At 68.5% G+C, this 22,572-nt stretch carries 24 protein-coding genes; 7 read left to right on the top strand and 17 right to left on the bottom strand.

The features are described 5' to 3' along the window. Nucleotides 1-2 precede the first annotated feature (2 nt). The 10 genes from infB to BB334_RS08965 form a co-directional block, all read right to left on the bottom strand. Nucleotides 3-2,873 (bottom strand): translation initiation factor IF-2, encoded by a 2,871-nt coding sequence (infB, locus tag BB334_RS09010; RefSeq protein WP_068807405.1) that lies wholly within the window; start codon nt 2,871-2,873, stop codon nt 3-5. Nucleotides 2,874-2,886: 13 nt separating this feature from the next. Next, nucleotides 2,887-4,362 carry a transcription termination factor NusA gene (gene nusA, locus BB334_RS09005; RefSeq protein ID WP_068807402.1) on the bottom strand — a complete coding sequence of 492 codons (1,476 nt, stop codon included), beginning with the start codon at nt 4,360-4,362 and terminating at the stop codon, nt 2,887-2,889. Between the two features lie 26 nt (nt 4,363-4,388). After that, nucleotides 4,389-4,823, bottom strand: coding sequence for a ribosome maturation factor RimP (rimP, locus tag BB334_RS09000; RefSeq protein WP_068807399.1), 435 nt, complete (start codon nt 4,821-4,823; stop codon nt 4,389-4,391). Between the two features lie 230 nt (nt 4,824-5,053). Continuing rightward, nucleotides 5,054-6,091 carry a 23S rRNA pseudouridine(2605) synthase RluB gene (gene rluB / locus BB334_RS08995; protein ID WP_068807396.1) on the bottom strand — a complete coding sequence of 346 codons (1,038 nt, stop codon included), beginning with the start codon at nt 6,089-6,091 and terminating at the stop codon, nt 5,054-5,056. Then, a complete protein-coding gene (gene scpB / locus BB334_RS08990) occupies nt 6,036-6,635 on the bottom strand; it encodes an SMC-Scp complex subunit ScpB (protein ID WP_068807393.1) in 600 nt (199 codons plus the stop codon). The genes rluB and scpB overlap by 56 nt, the downstream gene beginning before the upstream one ends. Next, nucleotides 6,628-7,458 (bottom strand): segregation and condensation protein A, encoded by an 831-nt coding sequence (locus BB334_RS08985; RefSeq protein ID WP_068807389.1) that lies wholly within the window; start codon nt 7,456-7,458, stop codon nt 6,628-6,630. The genes scpB and BB334_RS08985 overlap by 8 nt, the downstream gene beginning before the upstream one ends. 47 nt (nt 7,459-7,505) lie before the next feature. Further along, nucleotides 7,506-8,165, bottom strand: a complete 660-nt coding sequence (locus BB334_RS08980) for a site-2 protease family protein (protein WP_068807387.1) — start codon at nt 8,163-8,165, stop codon at nt 7,506-7,508. 46 nt (nt 8,166-8,211) lie between these two features. Continuing rightward, nucleotides 8,212-8,844: an L-threonylcarbamoyladenylate synthase gene (locus BB334_RS08975; RefSeq protein WP_068807384.1), complete on the bottom strand. Its 633-nt coding sequence runs from the start codon at nt 8,842-8,844 to the stop codon at nt 8,212-8,214. Nucleotides 8,845-8,915: 71 nt separating this feature from the next. Continuing rightward, complete coding sequence (locus tag BB334_RS08970; RefSeq protein WP_068807381.1) at nt 8,916-9,746, bottom strand: 3',5'-nucleoside bisphosphate phosphatase; 831 nt, start codon at nt 9,744-9,746, stop codon at nt 8,916-8,918. After that, complete coding sequence (locus BB334_RS08965) at nt 9,743-10,639, bottom strand: alpha/beta fold hydrolase (protein WP_068807378.1); 897 nt, start codon at nt 10,637-10,639, stop codon at nt 9,743-9,745. The genes BB334_RS08970 and BB334_RS08965 overlap by 4 nt, the downstream gene beginning before the upstream one ends. Nucleotides 10,640-10,803: 164 nt before the next feature. Between BB334_RS08965 and BB334_RS08960 the strand changes: the two genes are divergently transcribed. Beyond that, nucleotides 10,804-11,037 (top strand): hypothetical protein, encoded by a 234-nt coding sequence (locus BB334_RS08960; protein WP_068807375.1) that lies wholly within the window; start codon nt 10,804-10,806, stop codon nt 11,035-11,037. A gap of 62 nt (nt 11,038-11,099) precedes the next feature. Here the strand turns inward: BB334_RS08960 and ylqF are convergent, their stop codons facing one another. Beyond that, on the bottom strand, nt 11,100-12,020 hold the full coding sequence (gene ylqF / locus BB334_RS08955; RefSeq protein WP_068807372.1) for a ribosome biogenesis GTPase YlqF: 921 nt from the start codon (nt 12,018-12,020) through the stop codon (nt 11,100-11,102). A 232-nt stretch (nt 12,021-12,252) separates the two neighbouring features. On the opposite strand from ylqF, the gene cspE reads away from it, so the two are divergent. The 3 genes from cspE (at nt 12,253) to BB334_RS08940 (ending at nt 15,629) form a co-directional block, all read left to right on the top strand. Next, nucleotides 12,253-12,462: a transcription antiterminator/RNA stability regulator CspE gene (gene cspE, locus BB334_RS08950; RefSeq protein WP_068807369.1), complete on the top strand. Its 210-nt coding sequence runs from the start codon at nt 12,253-12,255 to the stop codon at nt 12,460-12,462. Nucleotides 12,463-12,591: 129 nt separating this feature from the next. Continuing rightward, complete coding sequence (locus BB334_RS08945; protein ID WP_068807366.1) at nt 12,592-14,613, top strand: DEAD/DEAH box helicase; 2,022 nt, start codon at nt 12,592-12,594, stop codon at nt 14,611-14,613. A 5-nt stretch (nt 14,614-14,618) separates the two neighbouring features. Next, nucleotides 14,619-15,629, top strand: coding sequence for a serine/threonine protein kinase (locus BB334_RS08940; protein ID WP_198531212.1), 1,011 nt, complete (start codon nt 14,619-14,621; stop codon nt 15,627-15,629). 41 nt (nt 15,630-15,670) lie between these two features. On the opposite strand, the gene BB334_RS08935 is transcribed toward BB334_RS08940, so the two are convergent. The 4 genes from BB334_RS08935 to BB334_RS08920 all read right to left on the bottom strand — a co-directional run bounded on the left by BB334_RS08935 (nt 15,671) and on the right by BB334_RS08920 (nt 18,218). Then, nucleotides 15,671-16,285, bottom strand: coding sequence for an acyl carrier protein phosphodiesterase (locus BB334_RS08935; RefSeq protein WP_068807360.1), 615 nt, complete (start codon nt 16,283-16,285; stop codon nt 15,671-15,673). A gap of 21 nt (nt 16,286-16,306) precedes the next feature. Further along, nucleotides 16,307-16,855 (bottom strand): YaeQ family protein, encoded by a 549-nt coding sequence (locus BB334_RS08930; protein ID WP_068807357.1) that lies wholly within the window; start codon nt 16,853-16,855, stop codon nt 16,307-16,309. A 9-nt stretch (nt 16,856-16,864) separates the two neighbouring features. Beyond that, a complete protein-coding gene (locus BB334_RS08925) occupies nt 16,865-17,638 on the bottom strand; it encodes a hypothetical protein (protein ID WP_068807354.1) in 774 nt (257 codons plus the stop codon). Between the two features lie 82 nt (nt 17,639-17,720). Further along, on the bottom strand, nt 17,721-18,218 hold the full coding sequence (locus BB334_RS08920) for an HAD domain-containing protein (protein WP_068807987.1): 498 nt from the start codon (nt 18,216-18,218) through the stop codon (nt 17,721-17,723). A gap of 185 nt (nt 18,219-18,403) precedes the next feature. On the opposite strand from BB334_RS08920, the gene fabI reads away from it, so the two are divergent. The 3 genes from fabI (at nt 18,404) to folE (ending at nt 20,523) form a co-directional block, all read left to right on the top strand. Then, nucleotides 18,404-19,183 carry an enoyl-ACP reductase FabI gene (gene fabI / locus BB334_RS08915; protein ID WP_068807351.1) on the top strand — a complete coding sequence of 260 codons (780 nt, stop codon included), beginning with the start codon at nt 18,404-18,406 and terminating at the stop codon, nt 19,181-19,183. Nucleotides 19,184-19,204: 21 nt separating this feature from the next. Continuing rightward, complete coding sequence (locus BB334_RS08910; protein ID WP_068807348.1) at nt 19,205-19,801, top strand: hypothetical protein; 597 nt, start codon at nt 19,205-19,207, stop codon at nt 19,799-19,801. Nucleotides 19,802-19,875: 74 nt separating this feature from the next. Further along, nucleotides 19,876-20,523 (top strand): GTP cyclohydrolase I FolE, encoded by a 648-nt coding sequence (gene folE / locus BB334_RS08905; RefSeq protein WP_068807345.1) that lies wholly within the window; start codon nt 19,876-19,878, stop codon nt 20,521-20,523. 106 nt (nt 20,524-20,629) lie between these two features. Here folE and BB334_RS08900 read toward each other — a convergent pair whose 3' ends face one another. After that, nucleotides 20,630-20,944 (bottom strand): DUF3301 domain-containing protein, encoded by a 315-nt coding sequence (locus BB334_RS08900; protein ID WP_068807342.1) that lies wholly within the window; start codon nt 20,942-20,944, stop codon nt 20,630-20,632. A gap of 13 nt (nt 20,945-20,957) precedes the next feature. Continuing rightward, complete coding sequence (locus tag BB334_RS08895) at nt 20,958-22,535, bottom strand: inorganic phosphate transporter (protein ID WP_068807339.1); 1,578 nt, start codon at nt 22,533-22,535, stop codon at nt 20,958-20,960. Between the last annotated feature and the right edge of the window lie 37 nt (nt 22,536-22,572).

Raw genomic sequence — 22,572 nt, 5'->3', positions numbered from 1 at the left:
GCTTACAGGGTCCTCGCCACTTCCTTGATCTCGAAGATCTCGAGCTGGTCGCCGAGCTGGATGTCGTTGTAGTTGCGAAGCTGCAGGCCGCACTCGTAGCCGGCCTTGACTTCCTTGACGTCATCCTTGAAGCGCTTGAGCGACTCGAGCTCCCCGGTCCAGACCACCGTGTGGTTGCGCAGCAGGCGAACATGCGAGCCGCGCTTGACCTGCCCCTCGAGCACGTAGCAGCCGGCGATCGAGCCGACCCGCGAAACGGTGAACACCTGCCGGATCTCGACCAGGCCGATGACCTCCTCGCGCTTCTCCGGCGCGAGCATGCCCGACAGCGCCGCCTTCACCTCATCGACCGCATCGTAGATGATGTTGTAGTAGCGGATATCGACACCGAAGGACTCTGCGAGCTTGCGGGCGCCCGCATCGGCACGGGTGTTGAAGCCGATGATGACCGCACCCGAGGCCTGCGCGAGGTTGACGTCGGACTCGCTGATCGCGCCTACCGCACCATGGATGACGTTGACCCGGACTTCGTCGGTGGAGAGCTTCTGCAGCGACTGCGCCAGTGCTTCCTGCGAGCCCTGAACGTCGGCCTTGATGATCAGCGGCAGGGCCTTCACCTCGCCCTCGGTCATCTGCTCCATCATTGTTTCGAGCTTGGCCGCCTGCTGCTTGGCCAGCTTGACGTCGCGGAACTTGCCCTGGCGGAAGAGCGCGATCTCGCGCGCCTTCTTCTCGTCGGCCAGCGCAATCGCCTCGTCGCCGGCGGCCGGGACCTCGGACAGGCCGAGGATCTCGACCGGAATCGAGGGACCGGCCTGGTCGATCTGCTTGCCGTTCTCGTCCAGCATCGCGCGGATGCGACCGAAAGTGGCACCGGCGAGCAGCACGTCACCCTTGCGCAGGGTGCCGGACTGAACCAGCAGCGAGGCCACCGGACCGCGCCCCTTGTCGAGGCGGGCCTCGATGATCAGGCCCTTCGCCGGCGCATCCACCGGCGCCGTCAGTTCCAGCACCTCGGCCTGCAGCAGCACCGCCTCGAGCAGCTCGTCGACGCCCGTGCCCTTCTTCGCCGAAACCGGGACGAACATCACGTCGCCACCGTACTCTTCCGGGATCACGCCTTCGGCGACCAGCTCCTGCTTGACGCGGTCGGGCTGGGCTTCGGGCTTGTCGATCTTGTTGATCGCCACCACCAGCGGCACGCCGGCCGCCTTCGCGTGGTGGATCGCCTCACGCGTCTGCGGCATCACGCCGTCGTCGGCAGCGACCACCAGGATCACCAGGTCCGTGGCCTTGGCGCCGCGAGCGCGCATGGCGGTGAAGGCCTCGTGACCCGGGGTGTCGAGGAAGGTCACCATGCCGCGATCGGTCTTCACGTGATACGCGCCGATATGCTGCGTGATGCCGCCGAACTCGCCGGAGGCGACCTTGGCGCGACGGATGTAGTCGAGCAGCGAGGTCTTGCCGTGGTCGACGTGACCCATGACGGTGACCACCGGCGCGCGCGCCAGCACTTCGACGTCCTTCTGCGCCTCGGCCTCTTCGAGGAAGGCATCGGGGTCGTCGAGCTTCGCGGCGAAGGCCTTGTGGCCCATCTCCTCGACGAGGATCATCGCGGTTTCCTGATCGAGCACCTGGTTGATGGTGACCATCGTCCCCATCTTCATCAGGACCTTGATGAGCTCGCCCGCCTTCACCGCCATCTTGTGGGCGAGATCGCCCACGGTGATGGTCTCCGGCACGTGCACCTCGCGCACCACCGGCTCGATCGGCGCCTGGAAGGTCTGGCGATCGTCGTCGTGACGGCCACCCCGACGCGAGCCGCCCTTGGCGCCGCGCCAGCCGGTACCGCCACCGACGTCACCACGGGTCTTGAGCCCGCCACGGCGCTTGCTGGCGTCGGCTTCGCGCGCCGGCGCCCCACGCTTGGTGTCCTTGGCAGCCTTGTCCGCCGGCTTGGCCGGACGGTGCAGGGTGCCGCTGGCGGGCTTGGCCGCCTCGGTCTTCGCAGGTGCGGGCTTTGCGGCCTCGGCCTTCTTTTCCTCTTCGGCACGCAGGCGTGCCTCTTCTTCGGCGCGTCGCGCGTCGGCCGCGGCACGCGAGGCAGCCTGGCGCTCCTGGCGGGCACGCAGGTCGGCCGCCTGGCGCTCGAGCAGCGCGCGCTGGCGCGCTGCCTCGCGTTCGCGGGAGGCGAGTTCTTCCTCGCTCAGCAGCTCGGTGATCGACACCGGGCGCGGCGCGGCCTTGGGGATGGGCGCCGCCGCTGGCGCCTGATCGGGCTTCGTCTCGGGCTCGGGCTCGGGTGTCGTCTCGGGCTCGGGCGACGGCGCCGATTCGGGCTCAGGCTCAGGTTCGGGCACAGGTGCCGGTTCGGGCTCCGGGGCCGGCTCGGGTTCGACCACCGGCGCGGGCTCGGCGATCGCCTCGGGCGCCGATGCGACCTCGGGCGTGGCCGGCTCGAGCGCGGCCTGCGCCAGCACCTGTGCCTCGGCCGCTTCGGCCGCCTCGGCATCGATGTGGGCCTGCGCTTCCGCAGCCATCGAGCTGTCGCCCGCGGCAATGTCGGCGAGCAGATCGTCGCGCTTGACGAAGGTGCGCTTCTTGCGCACCTCGACCTGCACCGTGCGGGCGCGGCCGGTGGAGTCGGTGGCGCGGATCTCGCTCGTCTGCTTGCGCGTCAGGGTGATCTTGCCCTTCGGCTCGCTGTCGCCGTGCGCGCGGCGCAGGTATTCGAGCAGCCGCGCCTTGTCCTGTTCGGAGAGCAAGTCGTCCGCACCCGCCTTTTCCACGCCGGCACGCCTCAACTGCTCGAGCAGCGCCGCGGCCGGCATCTTCAGTTCGCCGGCAAACTGGGTCACGCTCATCTGGTCCATTGTTGACCTCCCGTCATTCTTCGAACCAGTGGGCGCGTGCGACCGAAATCAGCGCCTTGGCTCGTTCTTCGTCCATCCCGACCATCTCGACCAGCTCATCGACCGCAAGGTCGGCCAGTTCGTCCCGGGTGCGAATGCCCTTCTGCGCCAGCGCCGCGGCAAGGGACTTTTCCATGCCGTCGAGTTCGAGCAGGTCCTCGGACACGTTCTCGAGCTGCTCCTCGGTGACGATGGCCTCGGTGAGCAGCACGTTGCGCGCGCGGTTGCGCAGCTCATTCACCGTTTCCTCGTCGAAGGCCTCGATTTCCAGCATTTCGGCCAGCGGCACGTAGGCGATTTCCTCGAGCGAGGAGAAGCCCTCTTCGATCAGGATGTCCGCCACTTCTTCGTCGACGTCGAGCTTGGCCATGAACAGGCTGCGCAGCGCCTGCTGCTCATGCTCGGCGCGCTCGGCCGACTCCTGCTCGCTCATCAGGTTGATCGACCACCCGGTGAGTTCGGTGGCCAGCTTGACGTTCTGGCCGTTGCGCCCGATCGCGATCGCGAGGTTGTTCTCGTCGACGACCACGTCCATCGCGTGCGCCTCCTCGTCCACCACGATCGACACCACCTCGGCAGGCTGCAGGGCCGCGATCACGAACTGCGCGGGATCGGCCGCCCACACGATGATGTCGATCTGCTCGCCGCCGACCTCGTTGCGCACCGCGGTCACGCGCGAGCCGCGCAGACCGACGCAGGTCCCGATCGGGTCGATGCGCGGGTCGTTCGACTTGACCGCGATCTTCGCGCGCATGCCGGGGTCGCGGGCACAGGCCTTGATCTCGAGCAGACCGTCCTCGATCTCGGGGACTTCCAGCTCGAACAGCTTCATCAGGAACTCGGGTGCGGTGCGCGACAGGATCAGCTGCGGGCCGCGCGCGCCGCGATCGATCTTCAGCAGATAGGCCTTGACGCGGTCGCCCACACGCAGGTTCTCGCGCGGGATCTGATGATCGCGTGGCAGCACCGCCTCCATGCGGCCGACCTCGATGATCGCGCTGCCGCGCTCCATGCGCTTGATCGAGCCCGAGACGAGGAATTCCTTGCGCTCGAGGAAATCGTTGAGGATCTGCTCGCGCTCGGCGTCGCGGATCTTCTGCAGGATGACCTGCTTGGCGGCCTGGGCGCCGATGCGACCGAAGTCGATCGGCTCGAGCTCTTCCTCGATGTAGTCGCCGAGCTCGATCTTGGGGTCGAGCTCGCGCGCATCGATGATGCCCATCTCGGCCTCGTCGTTGCTCACTTCCTCGTCGGGCATCACCAGCCAGCGGCGACGGGAGTCGTAGTCGCCCGTCTCGCGATCGATATTGACCACCACGTCGGCATCGTCGTGGATACGCTTCTTGGTGGCGGAGGCCAGCGCGGATTCGAGCGCGGCAAACACGATGTCCTTGGCGACGTTCTTCTCACGCGCCAAAGCATCAACAAGCAGCAGGATCTCGCGGCTCATTTCAGGAAAACCTCCACTCCGGATTCTCAGAATTTGGGAACAAGACGTGCCTTTTCGATATCTTCGAAGGGGAAAGACAGCTCCCCTTTCTCGGTCGTCAGCGTCACCGCGCCGTCACGGACCCCTTGCAGCACGCCAAGGAAATTGCGCTGATTGTCCACCGGCAGGCTCAGCCGCAGCTGGATCTCGTGACCGGCGAAGCGCTCGAAGTCGGCGAGCTTCTTCAAAGGCCGGTCGAGGCCGGGCGAGGACACCTCGAGGCGGTCGTAATCGACGTTCTCGACCTCGAACACGCGCTGCAGCTGATTGCTGACGGTGGCGCAGTCGTCGACCGTGATCCCGCGTTCGATGTCGATGAACACGCGCAGCAGCCGAGCCCTCGGCGAGAGCTCGAAATCCACCAGCTCGTAGCCGAGTCCGGTCACTACCTGTTCGATCAGTTCAACGATGCCTGCGCGCATGCTCGCCACCCAAGGACACAAATAAAAAATGGGCGAAACGCCCATTCCAGATCATTCAAGATCAACTTCAAACGGATGCAGGACGATTCTCGCCGGGCGCATCTGCACCGCCCTGCCGAAACGTCTCTATCAAAGCCGCCGGAGTATAGCGCAAGAACCGACAGCCGGGCAAATCAGCAATTGCACTGATCCGGCCCGGCATCTGCGCAGACTTCGCGCCCGCGTCCGACTCAACCCGCCCTGGGCGTGGTCCGATGCAGCTTGGCCGGCTTCTTGTCGCGCGGCGTCTGCTGCCGCTGCGGCGCCGGCAGGCCGGCGAGCGCGCACACCTCGGCCTCGGGCAGCTCCATCCACATGCCACGCTTGAGGCGTGCCGGCAGCTCGACGGTGCCATACCGCACCCGCATCAGGCGGCTGACGGTGAGGCCGACCGCCTCGAACATGCGCCGCACCTCGCGGTTACGGCCTTCGGTGATGGTCACCCGGTACCAGTGGTTCGCGCCCTCACCCCCGGCGTCGAGCAGGTGATTGAAGCGCGCCACACCGTCCTCGAGCTGGATGCCGTCGACCAGCGACTTCGCCTGCGCCTCGTCGAGCTGGCCGAGCACGCGCACCGCATACTCGCGCTCGAGCTCGTAGCGCGGGTGCATCAGCCGGTTGGCGAGCCCGCCGTCGTTGGTGAACAGGAGCAGACCGGAGGTATTGAAGTCGAGCCGGCCCACCGCCAGCCAGCGCCCCTTGTTGATCAGCGGCAGGCGCTCGAACACGGTCGGACGGCCTTCGGGGTCCTCGCGCGAGACGATCTCGCCTTCCGGCTTGTGGTAGATCAGCACACGCGGCGTGCGCTGGGCGAAATGGAGCGTAATCAGCTTGCCGTTGAGCTTGACGCGGTCGCCCGGGCCGATCTTCTGTCCGAGCGAGGCCGGCTCGCCATTGACCGAGATCCGCCCGGCGAGGACCAGCTCCTCGACCTCCCGCCGCGACGCGATCCCCGCCTGGGCGAGCACCTTCTGCAGCCGCTCCGGCTCGGTAAGGGTCTGCGTCTGCGCCCGGCCGCGACCGCCGGCGCGCGGGCGTCGCCCCTGCTCGCCGGACGCCGGGCGGCCGAGCGCCGATTGATGTGCATCGGGCCGCCTCAGCGGTTCGTCCTCGCGGCGCTCGCGCGCACCCGATCCGCGCGGCGCGGCGCTGCGCTCGTCGCGCGCCCCGGACTCACTCCTGTTCTGGGGCGGACGGAGCGGACGCTTCGATTTGTGTGGTGTCGACAAGATCCATGATCCTTTCAATTTCGGTCAGCGCAGGCAGCTCGGTGAGGCTGCGCAAGCCCATGTCGTCGAGGAAGCGCCGGGTGGTCGCGAACAGCGCCGGCCGCCCCGGGGTGTCACGGTGGCCGACGACGTCGATCCAGCCGCGCGCTTCGAGTGTCTTCAGAATGTTCGGCGATACCGCCACGCCGCGGATGTCCTCGATGTCGCCGCGCGTCACCGGCTGGCGGTAGGCGATGATCGCCAGCGTCTCCATTACCGCGCGCGAATAGCGCGGCGACCTCTCCTCCTTGAGCCGGTCCAGATAGACCTGATACTCGGGCCGGGTCTGGAAGCGCCAGCCGCTCGCCAACTGCACGAGCTCGACGCCGCGCCCCGCCGTCTGCCACTCGGCGCGCAGCTCATCCAGCAGGCGGCGCACCAGGTCGGGCCCCGGATCCTCGTCGAACAGCCGGCGCAGTTGCGTCACCGGCAGCGGCACTGGCGCCGCCAGCAGCGCCGCCTCGAGGATGCGCTGGAAGTGCAGCGGGGTGCCGGCCTCAGCCATCGTCCCGCCCCCCATCGGCGAGCTTCACGTAGATCGGCGCAAAAGCCTCGTTCTGGGTCACATCGGCCAGCCGTTCCTTGACCAGTTCGAGCACCGCGAGAAAGCTCACCACCAGTCCGGGCGGGCCGAGCTCCACTTCGAACAGCGCGTCGAAGGCGACGAAGCCTCCGTCCGACAGCTTGCGCAGGATGGACGTCATGTGCTCGCGTACTGACAGCTGCTCGCGACCGACGCGGTGGCTCTGGTTGAGCCTCGCCTTCTTCATGATCCGCAGCCAGGCCAGCTGCAGGTCGTGCAGGCTCACCTCGGGCAGGCGCTCCACCAGCTTCTCGGCGACGAACACGCTCACCCATTCGAAGTCGCGCTCGGCGCGCGGCAGGCCATCGAGCTGGGCCGCGGCGAGTTTGGTCTGCTCGTACTCGAGCAAGCGTCGCACCAGCTCGGCGCGCGGGTCCTCCTCTTCGGCGGACTCCCGCGGAGGCCGCGGCAGCAGCATGCGCGACTTGATCTCGAGCAGCATCGCCGCCATCAGCAGATACTCGGCCGCCAGTTCGAGGTTGCTCGCCCGCATCGCTTCGACGTACTCGAGGTACTGCGCGGTGAGCGGCGCCATCGGGATGTCGAGGACGTTGAGGTTGGCCTTGCGGATCAGGTACAGCAGCAGGTCGAGTGGCCCCTCGAAGGCCTCGAGGATGACCTGCAGCGCGTCCGGCGGAATATACAGGTCTTTCGGCATCTCGAGCATCGGCTCGCCGTACAGGCGCGCGACGGCGTCGGCGAGGGCCGGCGGCTCGGCCGGCGCGAGTTCGATCTGTTCGCTCATCAGCGTGTCACCGCTCGACGCCGGGATCGCTGCACGTCCATGCCGGATCAGAAGCCGAACAGCGTCGACAGCAGGAAGCGAAAGCCTGCGATGAGCGGCCACAGGATCGCGCCGAGCAGGCCGGTGAACAGCAGCACCAACAGGATCGGGAAACCGTAGGGTTCGATCTGGGCGAAGCGCCACGCGAGCCGGTTCGGCAGCAGGCTCACCGCGATGCGGCCGCCATCGAGCGGCGGCAGTGGCAACAGGTTCAGGATCATCAGCACCGCGTTGATCTGCATGCCGGCGTCGGCCATCCTGAGCATCGGCACGGTGAAGTCGCCCGGTTGCAGCGCCACCGCCAACTTGAACACGATCGCCCAGCCGATTGCCATCACCAGGTTGGTGAACGGGCCGGCGGCAGCCACCCACAGCATGTCGGCCTTCGGATTGCGCAGCCGGGAAAAGTTCACCGGCACCGGCTTGGCCCACCCGAACAGGATGCCGCCGCCGCCGAACAGCGAACTCAGCGCGAGGATGCCCGCCGGCACCAGCACGGTGCCGACCGGATCGATGTGGCGCAGCGGATTGAGCGTGATGCGGCCGGCGAGGTGGGCGGTGGGATCGCCGAAATGCCTCGCCACGTAGCCGTGCGCCGCTTCGTGCAGGGTGATGGCGAGCAGTACCGGCAGGGCCCAGATGGCCAGGGTGGGGATCAGCGAGTCCATGTCAGCGTCTGAGGATAACGCGCCATTCTAGCAGACCGCGACGTGCTCACTCCGCCTCCAGACCGAAGGGCGACAGGTCGCCGCGCCCGGCGCGCACCAGCACGGGCGATCCGCCGGTGAGGTCGATCACGGTCGTCGCCTCCGGCCCGCAGAAACCGGCCTCGATCACCAGATCCACCTGCTTCTCGAGCCGCTCGCGGATCTCCTCCGGATCGGTGAGCGGCAGGTCCTCGCCCGGCAGCAGCAGGGTCGAGGTCAGCATCGGCTCGTCCAGCTCGGCAAGCAGCGCCGACACCACCGCGTGCTGCGGCACGCGCAGGCCGATCGTCTTGCGCTTCGGATGCAGCAGCCGGCGCGGCAACTCCTTGGTGCCCTCCAGGATGAAGGTGTAGGGGCCGGGAGTGGTCGCCTTGAGCAGGCGGTACTGGGTATTGTCGACCCGCGCATAGGTGGCGATCTCCGACAGGTCGCGACACACCAGGGTGAAATGGTGGCGCGCATCGACCTGGCGGATGCGCCGTATGCGCTCGAGCACGTCGGCGTCGCCCATGGTGCACGCGAGCGCGTAGGCGGAGTCGGTCGGCAGCGCGACGAGGCCGCCGTTGCGCATGATCTGCGCAGCCTGTGCGATCAGTCGCGGTTGCGGCTGCTCGGGATGAACGGAAAAGAACTGGGCCATTTTCGGGTTCTTGATGGATGAGGATTGGCGTTAAGGACCTTGGCGACCGACATTGGTGAAGGCGGACGGTCTCAGACGAAGCGCGACCACACCGGAACGAGGTCGGGCGGCAGCGGGTTGCAACGCCCGATGTCGACCGGACTCTCCTGCTCGCCATGAAAATCCGAGGCCTGCGAGGCGAGCAGGCCGCGCTGGCGTGCGACCGTGGCGAAGCGGCGCATTTCCGCTTCGGAATGCGCGCCCGACACCACCTCCACCGCCTCCCCGCCCGCGGCGACGAAGCGCTCGAACAGCCTCGACATGTCGGCACCCGACAGGCGGTAACGCGCCGGGTGGGCGACCACTGCCACGCCGCCGGCGCCGCGGATCCAACCCACCGCATCTTCAAGGCTCGCCCACTCGTGCGGCACGAAACCCGGCTTGCCGCGCGCGAGATAGCGATCGAACACGGTGCGTACATCGGGCATCAGCCCGCTCGCCACCAGGAAGCGGGCGAAGTGGGCACGCCCGACCATCGCGGGATTGCCGGCCAACGCGCGCGCGCCCTCGAAGGCGCCGACGATGCCCACCTTCTCCAGCGCCTCGCTCATCCGCTGCGCACGCGCCTCGCGTCCGGCGCGCACCGACTGCAGGCCCGCCACCAGACCGGGCTCGGTTCGATCCACGCCGAGGCCGACGATATGGATCGTCTCGCCGACGAAGCTCACCGAGACCTCGACCCCGGGCACGAAGCCGATGCCGCAGACCGCCGCCTCGGCCGCGGCGGCATCGATACCGCCGAGCTCGTCGTGATCGGTCAGCGCCATCAGATCGACGCCGTTCGCGTGCGCGCGACGCACCAGCGCTTCGGGCGTGAGCCAGCCGTCGGAGACGGTGGAGTGGCTGTGCAGGTCGACATTCATGCTTGGATACTCGCGAGAGCCCCGCTTTCATTCGACAGCAGGAAGCGCTCGATGATCCCGGCGATCACCGCGGGCTGGTCATGGTGCAGATTGTGCCCGGCGTCGGCGACCTCCTCCACCTCCAACCGGGCAAAGCACGCCCTCGCCGCATCGTGGGCCGCGTCCGACACGCCGAGGCGGCGGCGCAGCGCGCCCTGCTCGGGCTCGATCCACAGCACCGGCGCCAGGATCCGCCGCCAGCAGGCCTCCGCCTCGGCGCGCCGGTAAAGCACCGGGTTGACCCGCCGATGGGCCGGATCACCTGCAATACGGAAGCCCTCCGCCGTCTGCACGCCGAGGTTCTCCGCCAACCAGGCAGCACGCCCCGCATCCAGTCGCGGGTTGTCGCGCTGCAATCGAGCGGCCAGCGCGGCGGGGTCGGCATGAGCGCGGAACACCGCCGGCGCAGCCAGTTCGTCGAGCCACTGGGCATAGCGTGCAGGCGCCTGCTCGGCCGCGCGGTCGGCCAGGCCGAAGGCGTCGAGCGAGACCGCTGCAGCCACCCGCGTCGGACGGACGCCGGCGTAAAGCAGAGCGACGTTTCCCCCCATGCTGTGGCCGATAAGGCGCGCCGGCACCGCGGGCGATTCGGCGGTGAGGATCGCATCGAGGTCGGCCAGGTAGTCCGGAAACCAGTAGCAGTCGCCACGCCACTCGCTGCGGCCGAAGCCGCGCCAGTCGGGCGCGATCACATGCCAGTCGCGGGCGAACGCATCGACCATGAACTGAAAGGACGGCGAGGCGTCCATCCAGCCGTGGAGCAGGAAGAGCCGGTCGGCCCCCGGCTCGCCCCACTCGCGCAGGTGATATCGCAGGCCGCGCACGTCGAGGAAGCGTGATCGCGAATTCTTCATGCCGATGATGATAGCAAAGGGTCCTCCTGCGGCAGCGGGATCCGGGCCTCGCGCGCGGCTGGCGGTGTCGCTATGATCGGCCTGATCACACCGCCTTCGATCAGTGCGCCCGGTCCGATCCGGCATTCGCGGCGCGCCTTCGCCCACTCCCTCACGTGTCGCCGATGAGCAGTCCATCCACCTTCGAGCTCGCCGAACTGCGCCGCTGCCCGAGCTGCGAGCGCTGGGGCGGAGCGCGTCGGCTGGGCGCCGACGGCGTCGCGATCGAGCTCGATCCGGCGAACGACCGCGGCCGCTGCAACGAAGGCCCCTGGCACGGCTCGCTGCGCGGGCCGCGCAACGCGTGCGGGCAGTGGAAGCCCTGGATCGAGATCGCACCTGCGGTCGAGGGCCGCTGAGACCATCGAAACCGCTGAACGCGGGCGGTCGACAGCGGACTCGAGCCTCGACGCGCCGAGGCTCACGCCTCCTCGTCGTCGATCGCCTGATCGGATTCGGGCTCGCCGGCGGCACTGGCCGCCCGTGCGGCGGCGATCATCGCGGCCCGCGTCTCCGGCGTCTCGAGGCTGATCCGGCCGAGCGCGCCGCTCCGGTAGTCCACCAGCAGGATCAACGCCGCCTTCTCCAGGTCGAGACCGCCGCCCTTGAGAAGGCAACCGCGCCGCCGTGCGACCGCGTCGAGCAGCGCCGGGCCGTCGAGCCCCGCGGGGTCGAGCCGGTAGCGTGCGGCGAGCAGGGCCGGGTAGCGTTCGAGCAGGATGGCGCCGAGAAAGGCCGCGACCTCTTCGTCGATCACCGCGTTGCGGCCGATCGCATGGCTGGCGGCGAGCATGTAGCCGTCGGCGTCGTAGGCGATCTTGGGCCACATCATGCCCGGAGTGTCGGTCAGCGTCATGCCCGGCCCGAGATCCAGCGTCTGCTGGTGCTTGGTCACGGCCGGCTCGTCGCCCACCTTCGCCACCTTGCGCTTGAGCAGCGCATTCATCAGCGTCGATTTTCCGACGTTGGGGATGCCCATGATCATCATCCGCAGCGGCTTGACACCGTCGTCCCGATGCGGCGCGAGCTGGCGGCACAGGACCGGGACGCGGGCGACCTCCGCCGCGTTCTTGGCGGTGATCGCGACCGCCCTGACCCCGGGCTGTCGGTTGTAGTGATCCATCCAGGCGCGGGTCACCGCCGGGTCGGCGAGGTCGGCCTTGTTCAACAGCTTGAGACAGGGGCGGTTACGGAAGCGGCGCAGCTCGTCGATCATCGGGTTGCTGCTCGCCTCCGGCAGACGCGCGTCGGTCACTTCGATGACGACGTCGATCGCTGCGAGCGCCTCGGCGGCCTTCTTGCGCGCGGAGGCCATGTGGCCGGGAAACCACTGAATGGGCATATGCGTTCCAGTACTCGATGAGGGCTCGCATTATCCCATCAAATAAATTTCCACTATGTAGCAGAACCGTGTATCGTGCGCCTGCAGTCGATTCAAGCAGTGGTTGTCCTGGTGGTTTGCCAGAGCGCTTCCGTACCACGGTGGCGTGCCGGTGTTATTCCCCTGATTACGTTTCTTGATCGTTCCTGCACCCCGGGCCCAGGCCCAATTTTCTTATACACGGAACGCACAAATGAGCACTCAAACCGGTACTGTCAAGTGGTTCAACGACGCCAAGGGCTTCGGCTTCATCACCCCGGAAAACGGCGGTGACGACCTGTTCGCCCACTTCTCGGAAATCCAGGGCAAGGGCTTCCGCAGCCTGGCCGAAAACCAGCGCGTGGAATTCGAAGTCAAGAACGGCCCGAAGGGCCTGCAGGCGGCCAACATCCGCCCGCTCTGATTCTCAGCCCAAGCTGAATCGAACAACGCGGCCTTCGGGCCGCGTTTTTTCATTTCGCGGCCCCTGTGCCGCGTTTTCTTTTTCCGGCGCCGTATCATTGGCGCATTCGCCCATCTGCCGGACCCCGAAATGACCGAACCCACTGCCAGCTTCGCCGATCTCGGCCTGCCCGACACCCTGCTCTCCGCGCTCGCCGCCGTCGGCTACGAAACCCCTTCGCCGATCCAGGCCGCCTGCATCCCGCACCTGCTCGCCGGCCGCGACCTGCTCGGCGAAGCCCAGACCGGCACCGGCAAGACGGCGGCCTTCGCCCTGCCGATGCTCGCGCGGCTCGACCTCGCCGACCGCAACCCGCAAGTGCTGGTCTTGACTCCGACGCGCGAACTGGCGATCCAGGTCGCCGAGGCGTTCACCAAGTACGCTCACAACCTGCAGGGCTTCAACGTCCTGCCGGTGTACGGTGGCCAGAGCATGGTGGTGCAGTTGCGCCAGCTGTCGCGCGGGGCGCAGGTCGTGGTCGGCACGCCGGGGCGGATCATGGATCACCTCGAGCGCGGCAGCCTCAAGCTCGACGGCCTGCGCAGTCTGGTGCTGGACGAGGCCGACGAGATGCTGCGCATGGGCTTCATCGACGACGTCGAGTGGATCCTCGAGCACACGCCGGAGAACCGCCAGACCGCGCTTTTCTCGGCGACGTTGCCGGGCGTGATTCGCGAGGTCGCCCGTCGCCACCTGCGCGAACCCGAGGAGATCAAGATCCGCGCCGCGACCGCGACCGTCGCCAAGATCAGCCAGCGCTACTGGCTGGTGCGCGGGGTGGACAAGCTCGACGCGCTCACCCGCATCCTCGACGCCGAGGAGAACTTCGACGCCGCGCTCGTCTTCGTGCGCACCAAGCTCGCCACCGACGAGATCGCCGACAAGCTCAGCGCACGCGGCTATGCCGCCGCCGCGCTCAACGGCGACATGACGCAGGGCCTGCGCGAGCGCGTCATCGAGCAATTGAAAAACGGCGCGCTCGACATCGTCGTCGCCACCGACGTCGCGGCACGCGGGATCGACGTGCCGCGCGTGTCGCACGTCATCAACTACGACATCCCCTACGACACCGAGGCCTATGTGCACCGCATCGGCCGCACCGGCCGGGCCGGCCGCGAGGGAGCGGCGATCCTGTTCGTCGCGCCGCGCGAGACGCGCATGCTGAAGATGATCGAGCGCGCGACCCGCCAGCCGATCACGCCGATCGCGCTGCCGAGCACCGAGGAAGTCACCAACCTGCGTGTGGCCCAGTTCAAGCGCCTCGTGGTGGAAACCGCCGCCAGCGAGGAGCTCGGCTTCTACATGGGCGTGGTCAACAACCTGCTCGAGGAGAACGAGCTCGATGTGCACGAAGTCGCCGCCGCGCTGGCCTATCTGGCGCAGCGCGAGCGTCCGCTGCAGATCGAGGAATCCGGCCGTGGCTGGGACATCGCCACCGCGCCGACGATCAGCGGCGGCCGCCCGCCGCGACCCGAGCACTTCACCAGCGGCGCCGCGCCACGCGAGCGCGCCCCCCGCCCCAATCGCGACGAGATCCTGCAGCGCCGCCGCGCCTTCGCCGATGGCGCGCTAGTTCGCTACCGGATCGAGGTCGGCCGCGACCAAGGCGCGAGCCCGAAGGAGATCGTCGGCGCGATCGCCAACGAGGGTGGCATCGAGGGCAAGTTCATCGGCCAGATCCATCTTTTCAACGATTTCAGCACCGTCGAACTGCCCGCCGACCTGCCCGATGACCTGCTGGCGACGCTGCGCCGCACCCGCGTGCGCCAGTGCCAGCTCAACATCCGTCCGCTGAGCGAGGCCGAGGCGGCGACCATGCCCGAGCGCCGCCCGCGCCGCGAAGGCGGAGAGCCGACTGGCGACTCCCGTCGCGAGCAGGACCGGGAACGGCGCGGTCCGCGCAGTCATGGCGAGCGGCCGGCCTGGAGTGACAAGCCTGCCGGCGGCCAGGGCAAGTGGGGCAGCGGCGCCGACAAGCCGCGCGGCTTCGGCAAACCGGCCGGCGGCTACGGCAGGCCTGCAGCCGGCCCGGACAGGGCGGGCGGCGATCAACGCCGTAGCGAGCGAGCGCCCTACTCGGCCGACAAGCCGAAGAAGCGCTGGGAAGGCTGAGCCGGGTGAGCGCCTCCAGGCCGTCCGAGACGCCTTTCGCCGGCCTGACCCCCGACCGCATCCTCGATGCGCTCGAGCACGCGGGCCAGCGGCCCGACGGACGCCTGCTCGCGCTCAACAGTTACGAGAACCGGGTCTACCAGTTCGGCGTCGAGGACGGCCCGATGCGGGTGGTGAAGTTCTACCGCCCCGTGCGCTGGAGCGACCGCCAGATCCGCGAGGAGCATGCCTTCGTCGCCGAACTGGCGGACGAGGAGATCCCGGTCGCCGCGCCGCTCGTGATCGGAGGCGCCCCCCTGCTGAAGTTCGACGGGCTGCGCTACGCGATCACGCCCCGACTGGGTGGTCGAGCCCCGGAGCTCGAGTCACCCGGCACCCTGGAGCGGCTCGGTCGCTTCATCGGCCGCATCCACGCGGTCGGCAGGCGTCGCCGCTTCGAAACGCGACCGACGCTCGGCGTCGCCGAGTTCGGCGAGGCCTCGCGCGACTGGCTGCTCGCGCACGACTTCATCCCCGCCGAGCTCCTGCCCGCCTGGCGCAGCGTGGCCGACCTCGCGCTCACCGGCGTGCGCCATGCCTTCGAGCGCGCGGGCGACTTCACCATGCTGCGTCTGCACGGCGACTGCCACCTCGGCAACGTCCTCTGGCTGCCGGACGACGACGGCGGCGGCGGGCCCCAGTTCGTGGACTTCGACGACGCCCGCAGCGGCCCGGCGGTCCAGGACCTGTGGATGCTGCTCTCGGGTGAGCGCCACGAGCAGGCGGCGCAGCTGGCCGAGGTGCTCGCCGGCTACGAGGATTTCATGGACTTCCCGGCGCGCGAGCTGCATCTGGTCGAGGCCTTGCGCACGCTGCGCCTGATCCACTACAGCGCCTGGATCGCCCGTCGCTGGCACGACCCCGCTTTCCCCGCCGCCTTCCCCTGGTTCGGCACTATGCACTACTGGCAGGATCGGGTGCTCGAGCTGCGCGAACAGATTGCTGCGATGGAGGAGCCGCCGCTGTGGCCGCTCTGAATCCCCCCCCCTGAGGACCTCGCCCGGATCGGTCGCGGGGCTCAGCCTCCCCGGCTGCCGTCGCGCGACGCCCGCACCGAGGCCGCGAAATGCTCGGCCTCGGGCAGGAAGACGAGGAAGTCGGCCTCGAAGCCGGCATAGTCACGTTCGAGCTCCTCGCCGGCGCCCGCGAGCGGATTGGGCCGGCGCAGGCGATGGACCGCCATGCGGTCGAGCGCGTCGGCGACCCGCGCGGCGTCGCGATAGCCGGCCAGCCAGTCATCGGCCGCCATGCGCTCGAATACCGGCAGGAAGGAGGGTGGCAGGGCGTGCGCGCCGGCGAGGATCTCGCGGTAGAGCGCGGTGGTGAAGTCTGCGAGCGGCTCGGCGCTGAAACGATCCCAGTGGCGGGCAAGAAAATGGTCGTAGAACATGTCGACCATGATGCCGCCCACCCGTCGCCGCACACTGCTCACCCGCGTCCGGCTGCGCAGGAAGGCGGGATGACGGTCGGCGAAGCTGTCGATCAGGCGGTGCAGCATCACGCCGTCGGCGAGTTCAGGCGTCAGGCCCGCCGGCAGCGGCGCGAGCCTGCCCTTGACGAAGTCGCCGACCATGCCGCCGACGCGGTCGGCGGCATGCGGCCCGGCGAGCCAGGCGTGAGCGAGGAAGTTCATTGCCCCGCCTCGCCCGCCGGCTCAGCGCCCGGCCGGCGCCATCAGCCGCTGCGGCTCGATGGCGACGCTGTGGCTACCGTCGGTGACGAAGACGTGACCATCCTGGATGGTGAACTGCAGCCGCATGTTGCGTCCGGTCAGGCGCGCGAGCTCGGGCGCCGCCTCGGGCGCGATGTTGAGCACGACGAGGTTGTTCTGGCGCGCGAGCTTGTCGCGCACCCCGCTCCACCACACCCCGGCGGCGCGACCGTAGCTCAGCACCACCACCTCGTCGGCGCGACCGCAGGCCTTGCGCACCCATTTCTCGTCGGGCTGGCCGACGTCGATCCAGCGCTCGATCGCGCCAGTGAGATCGCGCTGCCACAGATCGGGCTCGTCGTCGACGCACAGCCCCTTGGCCGAGGCGAGCGCGGGATCGGCGTAGAGCGCGAACGCGAGCAGACGCACCATCATGCGCTCGTCGGTCTCCGACGGATGGCGGGCGATGGTCAGCGAATAGTCGCCGTAGTGGCTGCGATCCATGTCCGCGACCTGGATCGACGCCTTGTAGATGGTGGCCTTGAGCGCCATTTCGACCCCTCAGTGCACCGTCGGCTGCGGCCGGCTGGCCTGCTGCCAGGCGAGCACGGCGCGCGTCGCGTGCGCCATCACCTGGTCGCGCGTCTCGGCCGGCAGCTCGCGCGCGAGGCTGGCGAAAAGTGCCTGGGTGGCCTCGCGGCCGACGCCGTCCGCGGCGAGTCCGTCGGCGAGGCAGCGGATCTGGATGAAGGCGAGCGCATCGGCAACCAGGCGCCAGCCGGCGACCGGCATCTCGCGCACCAGCGCGAGCAGCAGGCTGCCGAGTTCGCCGGCCAGCCGTAGGGCCTCGTCACCCGACTCGCTGACGATCGACGAGTGCCACAGGGCGAGGTGGATCGCACGGCGCAGCTCGACCTTGAAGTCGATCGCGTTCTGCTCGGCCGCGGACAGAGCTTCGAACTGCGCCAGGAAGCGCGCCTCGGCCCGCGGATCGAGGCCGGTGCGCAGCGCGCCGATCAGCTCGCTCAGGCCGGGGATCGCGACCAGGCCGAAAGCGCGGCTCCACGCGAGCCCCCACTGGTCCATGCCCGCCAGCAGCAGTGCGAGGCGCAACGCCCGCGCCTGTTCGTCTGCGCCGGCCTGCGCCCAGTTAGCGAGCACTGCGCGCAGTTCCTCGACACCGGCCAGCCGCCCGCCCTCCTCGTCACCGACGCTGAGCCTGAATACGCGCGCAAAAGCGTCCTGCGCCATGCGGGCGGCCTGGCGCTGGACGTCGGCGGACGCGAGCGCAAGCATCGGGTCGGCGGGCAGGACGGAATCGGAACTCGGGGTCATCGGCAGGGGCCATGCAGGAATCGGGCGCTCATTGTGCCGACCGGCACGACGCGGAGCAAATCGACGACGCGGCCGAGCGCGCTCAGCCCCATAGCGAGACAAGGTGCGAGCTCGGGCTCAGCGGGGCGCTGCCGCGCAGGACGCTCAGCATCCGGCGCAGGGCCTCGGCATCCTCATCGGTGAAACCGCGCTTGAAATCGGTCAGCACCAGGCGCGACCGGGTCGGCCAGTTGCCGGGCGCATCATCGAGCGCGCACCAGGCGGGCTGCTGGGCGCTTTGAGCATTGTGCGCCAGCCAGGCCATCGCCTCACGCTCGCGCAGGCCCTGGAGTTCGCCGTCACGGCCGGGCATCAGGTGCGGCGTGACACCCGCGATCCGCAGGCGGATGTCTTCCGAGAAGCGCCGCTTGAGCCGGGGCAGCGAGAACAGCATGCGCCAGTCGGAAGCGATGACCACGCGCACCTCCTCGTAGTCCCGCAGCACCGACTCGATCAGCGGCAGCGAACGGAAGTCCTCGACCCCGCCCCAGGGGTGGGTCACGCCGTCGAAATCCATGAACAGATAGGTGTGAGCGGTCATCGTCGAAGCATTCCGAAAGGCGCCCGCGAAATGCGGCGCGAAGTTTTGTTGCATTGCGCAATATAATCCAGAAAGGTCGGCATCGGCATCCCGCGAGCGGCCAATTCGCAACACATGGCGGGCAAGGCACGACCATGCTCGCTCTTCCGCATTGCAGCATCACAATCCACGAGAACGGAGCACGCATGAACCCCATCTTCAGCCTGGAAGGCAAGGTCGGACTGATCACCGGCATCGCCAACGAAAAATCGATTTCGACCGGCGTCGCCGAAGCCTGTATCGACGCCGGCGCCAAACTGGTCGTCACCTACCAGAACGAGAAGACCCTCGCCTTCATCGAGCCGGTGGTGCGCCGCCTCGGCGTCGAGGACGTGCTGTTGATGGACGTAACCCGCCCCGAGACGATGGATGCGGTGTTCGCCGCGATCGAGGCCCGCCATGGCAAGCTCGATTTCGCGGTGCACAGTATGGCCTTCGCCAAGCGCGACGACCTCCACGGGCGCGTGGTCGACAGCTCGCCCGACGGCTTCGCGATGGCGATGGACATCTCCACCCACTCCTTCGTGCGCCTGGCGAAGAAGGCCGAGCCCCTGCTCGAGAAGGCCGGTGGCGGCACGCTGCTGACGATGACCTATCTCGGCTCGGAGAAGGTGATCCCGCACTACGGCGTGATGGGTCTGTGCAAGGCCGCGCTCGAGGCGGCGACCCGCTACCTCGCCGCCGAGCTGGGCGAGAAGAACATTCGCGTCAACGCCGTGTCGCCCGGCCCGCTGATGACGCGCGCCGCGTCCGGCATCGCCGGCTTCGATCACCTGATGGCCGCCGCGGTGGAACGTTCGCCGATGCACAGCCTGGTGACGCCGGAGGACGTCGGCGCGCTCGCCGCCTTCCTCGTTTCCGACGCCGGCCGCCTGATCAGCGGCGGGGTGCATTTCGTCGATGCGGGCTACAATATCATGGCCTGATTTTTCGCCGGAGGCCTCGCCATGATCGGCATCGCCCAGATGCGTACACGATTCGGTCGCGAGGCCGCGGTATTGCCCGATCCGGTCCCCGCCCATCCGCTGCTCGACGGCAGGCGCGAGATCGGTCGCGGCGAGTATTCTGTCGTCATCGACAAGGGCGACGGCGAGCGCGTTTACAAGATCGCCAGCTCGCCCGCCGACTACTTCCTCTACACCGCCGACGACCGTCCGCGCGGCAGGCATTTTCCGCGCATCTACCGCGATCACGGCATCATCGGCCGCGCCCGCTCGGGCTACCCCCTGCACCTGATCGAGATGGAGCGGCTCTACCCGCTGGCCGAGGGCTCGTCGGCGGCCGAGATCGCGGCGCGACTGGCGGCCTTCTACTGGTCAGCGTGCGAGCAATGGACCCAGCTCGGCGCGGACATGGGGCGCATCGCGCTCTTCCACCTGACCCTCAACCCGCTCGGCGTGGGCGAGAGTATCGAGCACGCGCTGCGGGCGCTGGCGGACTTCGTCGAGGCCTATCAGGTCATGCCCGACATCCTCAACCCCGACAACCTGATGATGCGCAAGGACGGCACCCTGGTGTTCTCGGACCCGGTCTTCCTCGGCTGAGGGCGAAACGGCCCCGCCCCGCTGGGACGCGCCGGACGGCGTATCATCGAGCGTTTTCCTGCCCGAGCAAGCGCATGAATTCCGATCACCCGCAGGACCACGACCATCCGCCGCCCACCTCTTCCGACGCCATCGGCATCCCCCGCAGCGGCAGTTTCGACGCGCCGGCCTTCGAGCGCGCGGTGGGCGATCTCCTGCGTGCCTGCGGCATCGCCCCCGACAACGCCCACACCGCGCGCACTGCGTTGCGGGTACGCGAGCTCTGGCAGAAGCGCCTGCTCGGCGGCTACGAGCGGGACCCCGCCGAAGCCCTCGGCGAGGGCTTCGAGGATCCGCGCCGTGACATGGTGGTGGTGCGCGGAATCGCGGTGCACGGTGTGTGTCCCCACCACCTGGTGCCCTTCCGCGGCGTCGCCCACGTCGGCTACCTCCCCGGCGGCCGGCTGCATGGATTCGGACGCATCGGCCGCCTGGTCGACGCGGTCGGCCACCGTTTCACCTACCAGGAGTGGATGACGCGCGACATCGTCGATGTGCTCGTGCGCAATGGTCAGGCGGCGGGTGCGGCCTGCGTGATCGAGGCCGAGCAGCTGTGCCTGCTTCTCGGCGAGGACAGGCGCGGCGACGAGCGCGTCATCACCCAGGCCTTCGCGGGGAGCTTCGAGTCCTCGCCGCAGCTGCGCAGCGAATTCCTGCGCGCGATCGACAGCCGCGGCGTCTGAAGACAAGGCCTGCGTCGCCCCGGCGCGGATCCTGCGCACGAGCGAGCGGTGCCGTGCATCAGGACGAAGCCACGGCCGGCGCCGCTGCGGCCGGAAAAAATGCCGCTCAGCCGGCGCGATGCGCGGCGAGATCGACCAGCACGACCTCGCGTCCGCGCAGCACCACCGAGCCCCGATAGCGATCGTACCCGCTGCGCGAATAATCGAAGTCGTAAGCGCGCTCGAGGGTGACGCGCCCGTCGTCGTCGCGAGCGGGGCGGACCGAGCGCCCTGCCACCGTTTCGTCGAGCAGTTGCAGCCCTTCGCGCTCGCACGCCGATCGCGCCGCGCGCACGCCGGCCTCGCGTGCCTTGAGGCTGTCGAGCCAGAACCACAGCGCGAGGCCGAGGGCGAGCAGCAGCGCGAGTTCGCCGAAGCGCATCGGGTCGCCGGCTTCAGGGCAGCATCATGCCGCGGATGGTGAAGAACAGCAGCGCCGCCATCAGCGCCGACGCGGGCACGGTGATCACCCAGGCGGCGGCGATGCGCAGCAGCTGCGAGCGCTTGACCAGTTCCTTGCGATAGACCTTGCGCAGCTTCTTGCGCTCATCCTTGGAAAAGCGCGCAGGGTCTTCCGCCTTCTTCGCACGCTCCTTCAGGTCGCGGAGCAGCTCGCCCTTCTGCTCCACCGAGGCCTTCTCGAAACGCGCGATGAAGGCCTCGATTGCGGCCAGGTCGTCGGAGGGATGGTGGGCCTTGATCTGCTCGATCATGCGCGCATAGTTGCTCTTGAGGTACTCGCGCAGGAAGCCGACGCCGAACACACCGCCGACGGCGATATGGGTCGAGCTGACCGGCAGGCCGAGCTGGCTGGCGACGATCACCGTCAGGGTCGCCGCCATCGCGATGCAGTAGGCGCGCATCTGGTCGAGCTCGGTGATCTCGGAGCCGACCGTGCGGATCACCTTGGGGCCGAACAGCGCCAGCCCGAACACGATGCCGAGTGCGCCCACCATCATCACCCAGATCGGAATCGCCGCCTTGCCGCCGATCTCGCCACCGTGCGCGAGGACGTCGACGATCGCCGACAGCGGGCCGACCGCGTTGGCGACGTCGTTCGAGCCGTGGGCGAAGCTCAGCAGCGCGGCGGCGAAGATCAGCGGCACGGTGAACAGCTGGTTCACACCCTGCTTCGTGTTGGCGAGCAGCGCCATCTTCGCCAGCCGCGCCCGCACGAGCAGGTAGATGAGCATGGCGGCGACCGCGCCGACGAGCGCCGCGCCGCCGAAGCCTATCGACACCATACGGCTCAGGCCCTTCAGGATCAGGTAGGTGGTGAAGGTCCACGCCATCGCCGCCACCAGCAAGGGCACCACCCGCCGCGCAGCCGCCGCCATGTCGGCCTTGTAGGTGATGCTGCGCTTGACGACGTAAAGGAAGGCCGCCGCGAAGACGCCACCGAGTACTGGCGAGATCACCCAGCTCGCAGCGATGCGGCCCATCGTGCCCCAATTGACGATGTCGGCGCCGGCTGCGGCCATTCCGGCGCCGAGCACCGCGCCGACGATCGAATGGGTGGTCGACACCGGCGCACCGACCGCGGTGGCGATGTTCAGCCACAGCGCGCCCGCGAGCAGCGCCGCCATCATCAGCCAGACGAAGGTGGCCGTGTCGCCGATGAGCCCGGGATCGATGATGCCGTTGCTGATCGTGCTGACCACCTCGCCGCCTGCGATCAGCGCCCCGGCGGCCTCGAAGATCGCCGCGATGACCAGCGCGCCGCCGAGCGTCAAGGCCTTCGATCCGACCGCGGGGCCGACGTTGTTGGCCACGTCGTTGGCACCGATGTTCAGCGCCATGTAGCCCCCGAGCATCGCCGCCATGACGAACAAGATGCCGCCCTGGCCGCCGCTACTGAGGACGGAGTAGAACATCACGCCGACGATGAAGAGGAGCGCGAGGCCGAATCGGAAGAGCTCGCTGCGACCGGGCTCGGTGGCCTTCTCGATTCCGCTGATGTGTTTCAGTTCCACGGGGGAAATCCTGGAAAGCGAACGCGGTATTGTTTCA

Source organism: Thauera phenolivorans (genome assembly GCF_001696715.1).
Lineage (GTDB): Bacteria > Pseudomonadota > Gammaproteobacteria > Burkholderiales > Rhodocyclaceae > Thauera > Thauera phenolivorans.
This window is presented reverse-complemented; position numbering and strand designations above follow the sequence as displayed.

Coding starts and splice junctions, on each gene's coding strand:
- fabI (WP_068807351.1), top strand. CDS start 18,404: ATGAACCCCATCTTCAGCCTGGAAGGCAAGGTCGGACTGATCACCGGC.
- BB334_RS08975 (WP_068807384.1), bottom strand. CDS start 8,844: ATGGCCCAGTTCTTTTCCGTTCATCCCGAGCAGCCGCAACCGCGACTG.
- BB334_RS08960 (WP_068807375.1), top strand. CDS start 10,804: ATGAGCAGTCCATCCACCTTCGAGCTCGCCGAACTGCGCCGCTGCCCG.
- BB334_RS08920 (WP_068807987.1), bottom strand. CDS start 18,218: ATGACCGCTCACACCTATCTGTTCATGGATTTCGACGGCGTGACCCAC.
- BB334_RS08900 (WP_068807342.1), bottom strand. CDS start 20,944: ATGCGCTTCGGCGAACTCGCGCTGCTGCTCGCCCTCGGCCTCGCGCTG.
- BB334_RS08985 (WP_068807389.1), bottom strand. CDS start 7,458: ATGAGCGAACAGATCGAACTCGCGCCGGCCGAGCCGCCGGCCCTCGCC.
- infB (WP_068807405.1), bottom strand. CDS start 2,873: ATGGACCAGATGAGCGTGACCCAGTTTGCCGGCGAACTGAAGATGCCG.
- ylqF (WP_068807372.1), bottom strand. CDS start 12,020: ATGCCCATTCAGTGGTTTCCCGGCCACATGGCCTCCGCGCGCAAGAAG.
- rimP (WP_068807399.1), bottom strand. CDS start 4,823: ATGCGCGCAGGCATCGTTGAACTGATCGAACAGGTAGTGACCGGACTC.
- BB334_RS08935 (WP_068807360.1), bottom strand. CDS start 16,285: ATGAACTTCCTCGCTCACGCCTGGCTCGCCGGGCCGCATGCCGCCGAC.
- BB334_RS08910 (WP_068807348.1), top strand. CDS start 19,205: ATGATCGGCATCGCCCAGATGCGTACACGATTCGGTCGCGAGGCCGCG.
- BB334_RS08945 (WP_068807366.1), top strand. CDS start 12,592: ATGACCGAACCCACTGCCAGCTTCGCCGATCTCGGCCTGCCCGACACC.
- cspE (WP_068807369.1), top strand. CDS start 12,253: ATGAGCACTCAAACCGGTACTGTCAAGTGGTTCAACGACGCCAAGGGC.
- BB334_RS08980 (WP_068807387.1), bottom strand. CDS start 8,165: ATGGACTCGCTGATCCCCACCCTGGCCATCTGGGCCCTGCCGGTACTG.
- BB334_RS08930 (WP_068807357.1), bottom strand. CDS start 16,855: ATGGCGCTCAAGGCCACCATCTACAAGGCGTCGATCCAGGTCGCGGAC.
- BB334_RS08970 (WP_068807381.1), bottom strand. CDS start 9,746: ATGAATGTCGACCTGCACAGCCACTCCACCGTCTCCGACGGCTGGCTC.
- folE (WP_068807345.1), top strand. CDS start 19,876: ATGAATTCCGATCACCCGCAGGACCACGACCATCCGCCGCCCACCTCT.
- BB334_RS08925 (WP_068807354.1), bottom strand. CDS start 17,638: ATGACCCCGAGTTCCGATTCCGTCCTGCCCGCCGACCCGATGCTTGCG.
- BB334_RS08965 (WP_068807378.1), bottom strand. CDS start 10,639: ATGAAGAATTCGCGATCACGCTTCCTCGACGTGCGCGGCCTGCGATAT.
- scpB (WP_068807393.1), bottom strand. CDS start 6,635: ATGGCTGAGGCCGGCACCCCGCTGCACTTCCAGCGCATCCTCGAGGCG.
- nusA (WP_068807402.1), bottom strand. CDS start 4,362: ATGAGCCGCGAGATCCTGCTGCTTGTTGATGCTTTGGCGCGTGAGAAG.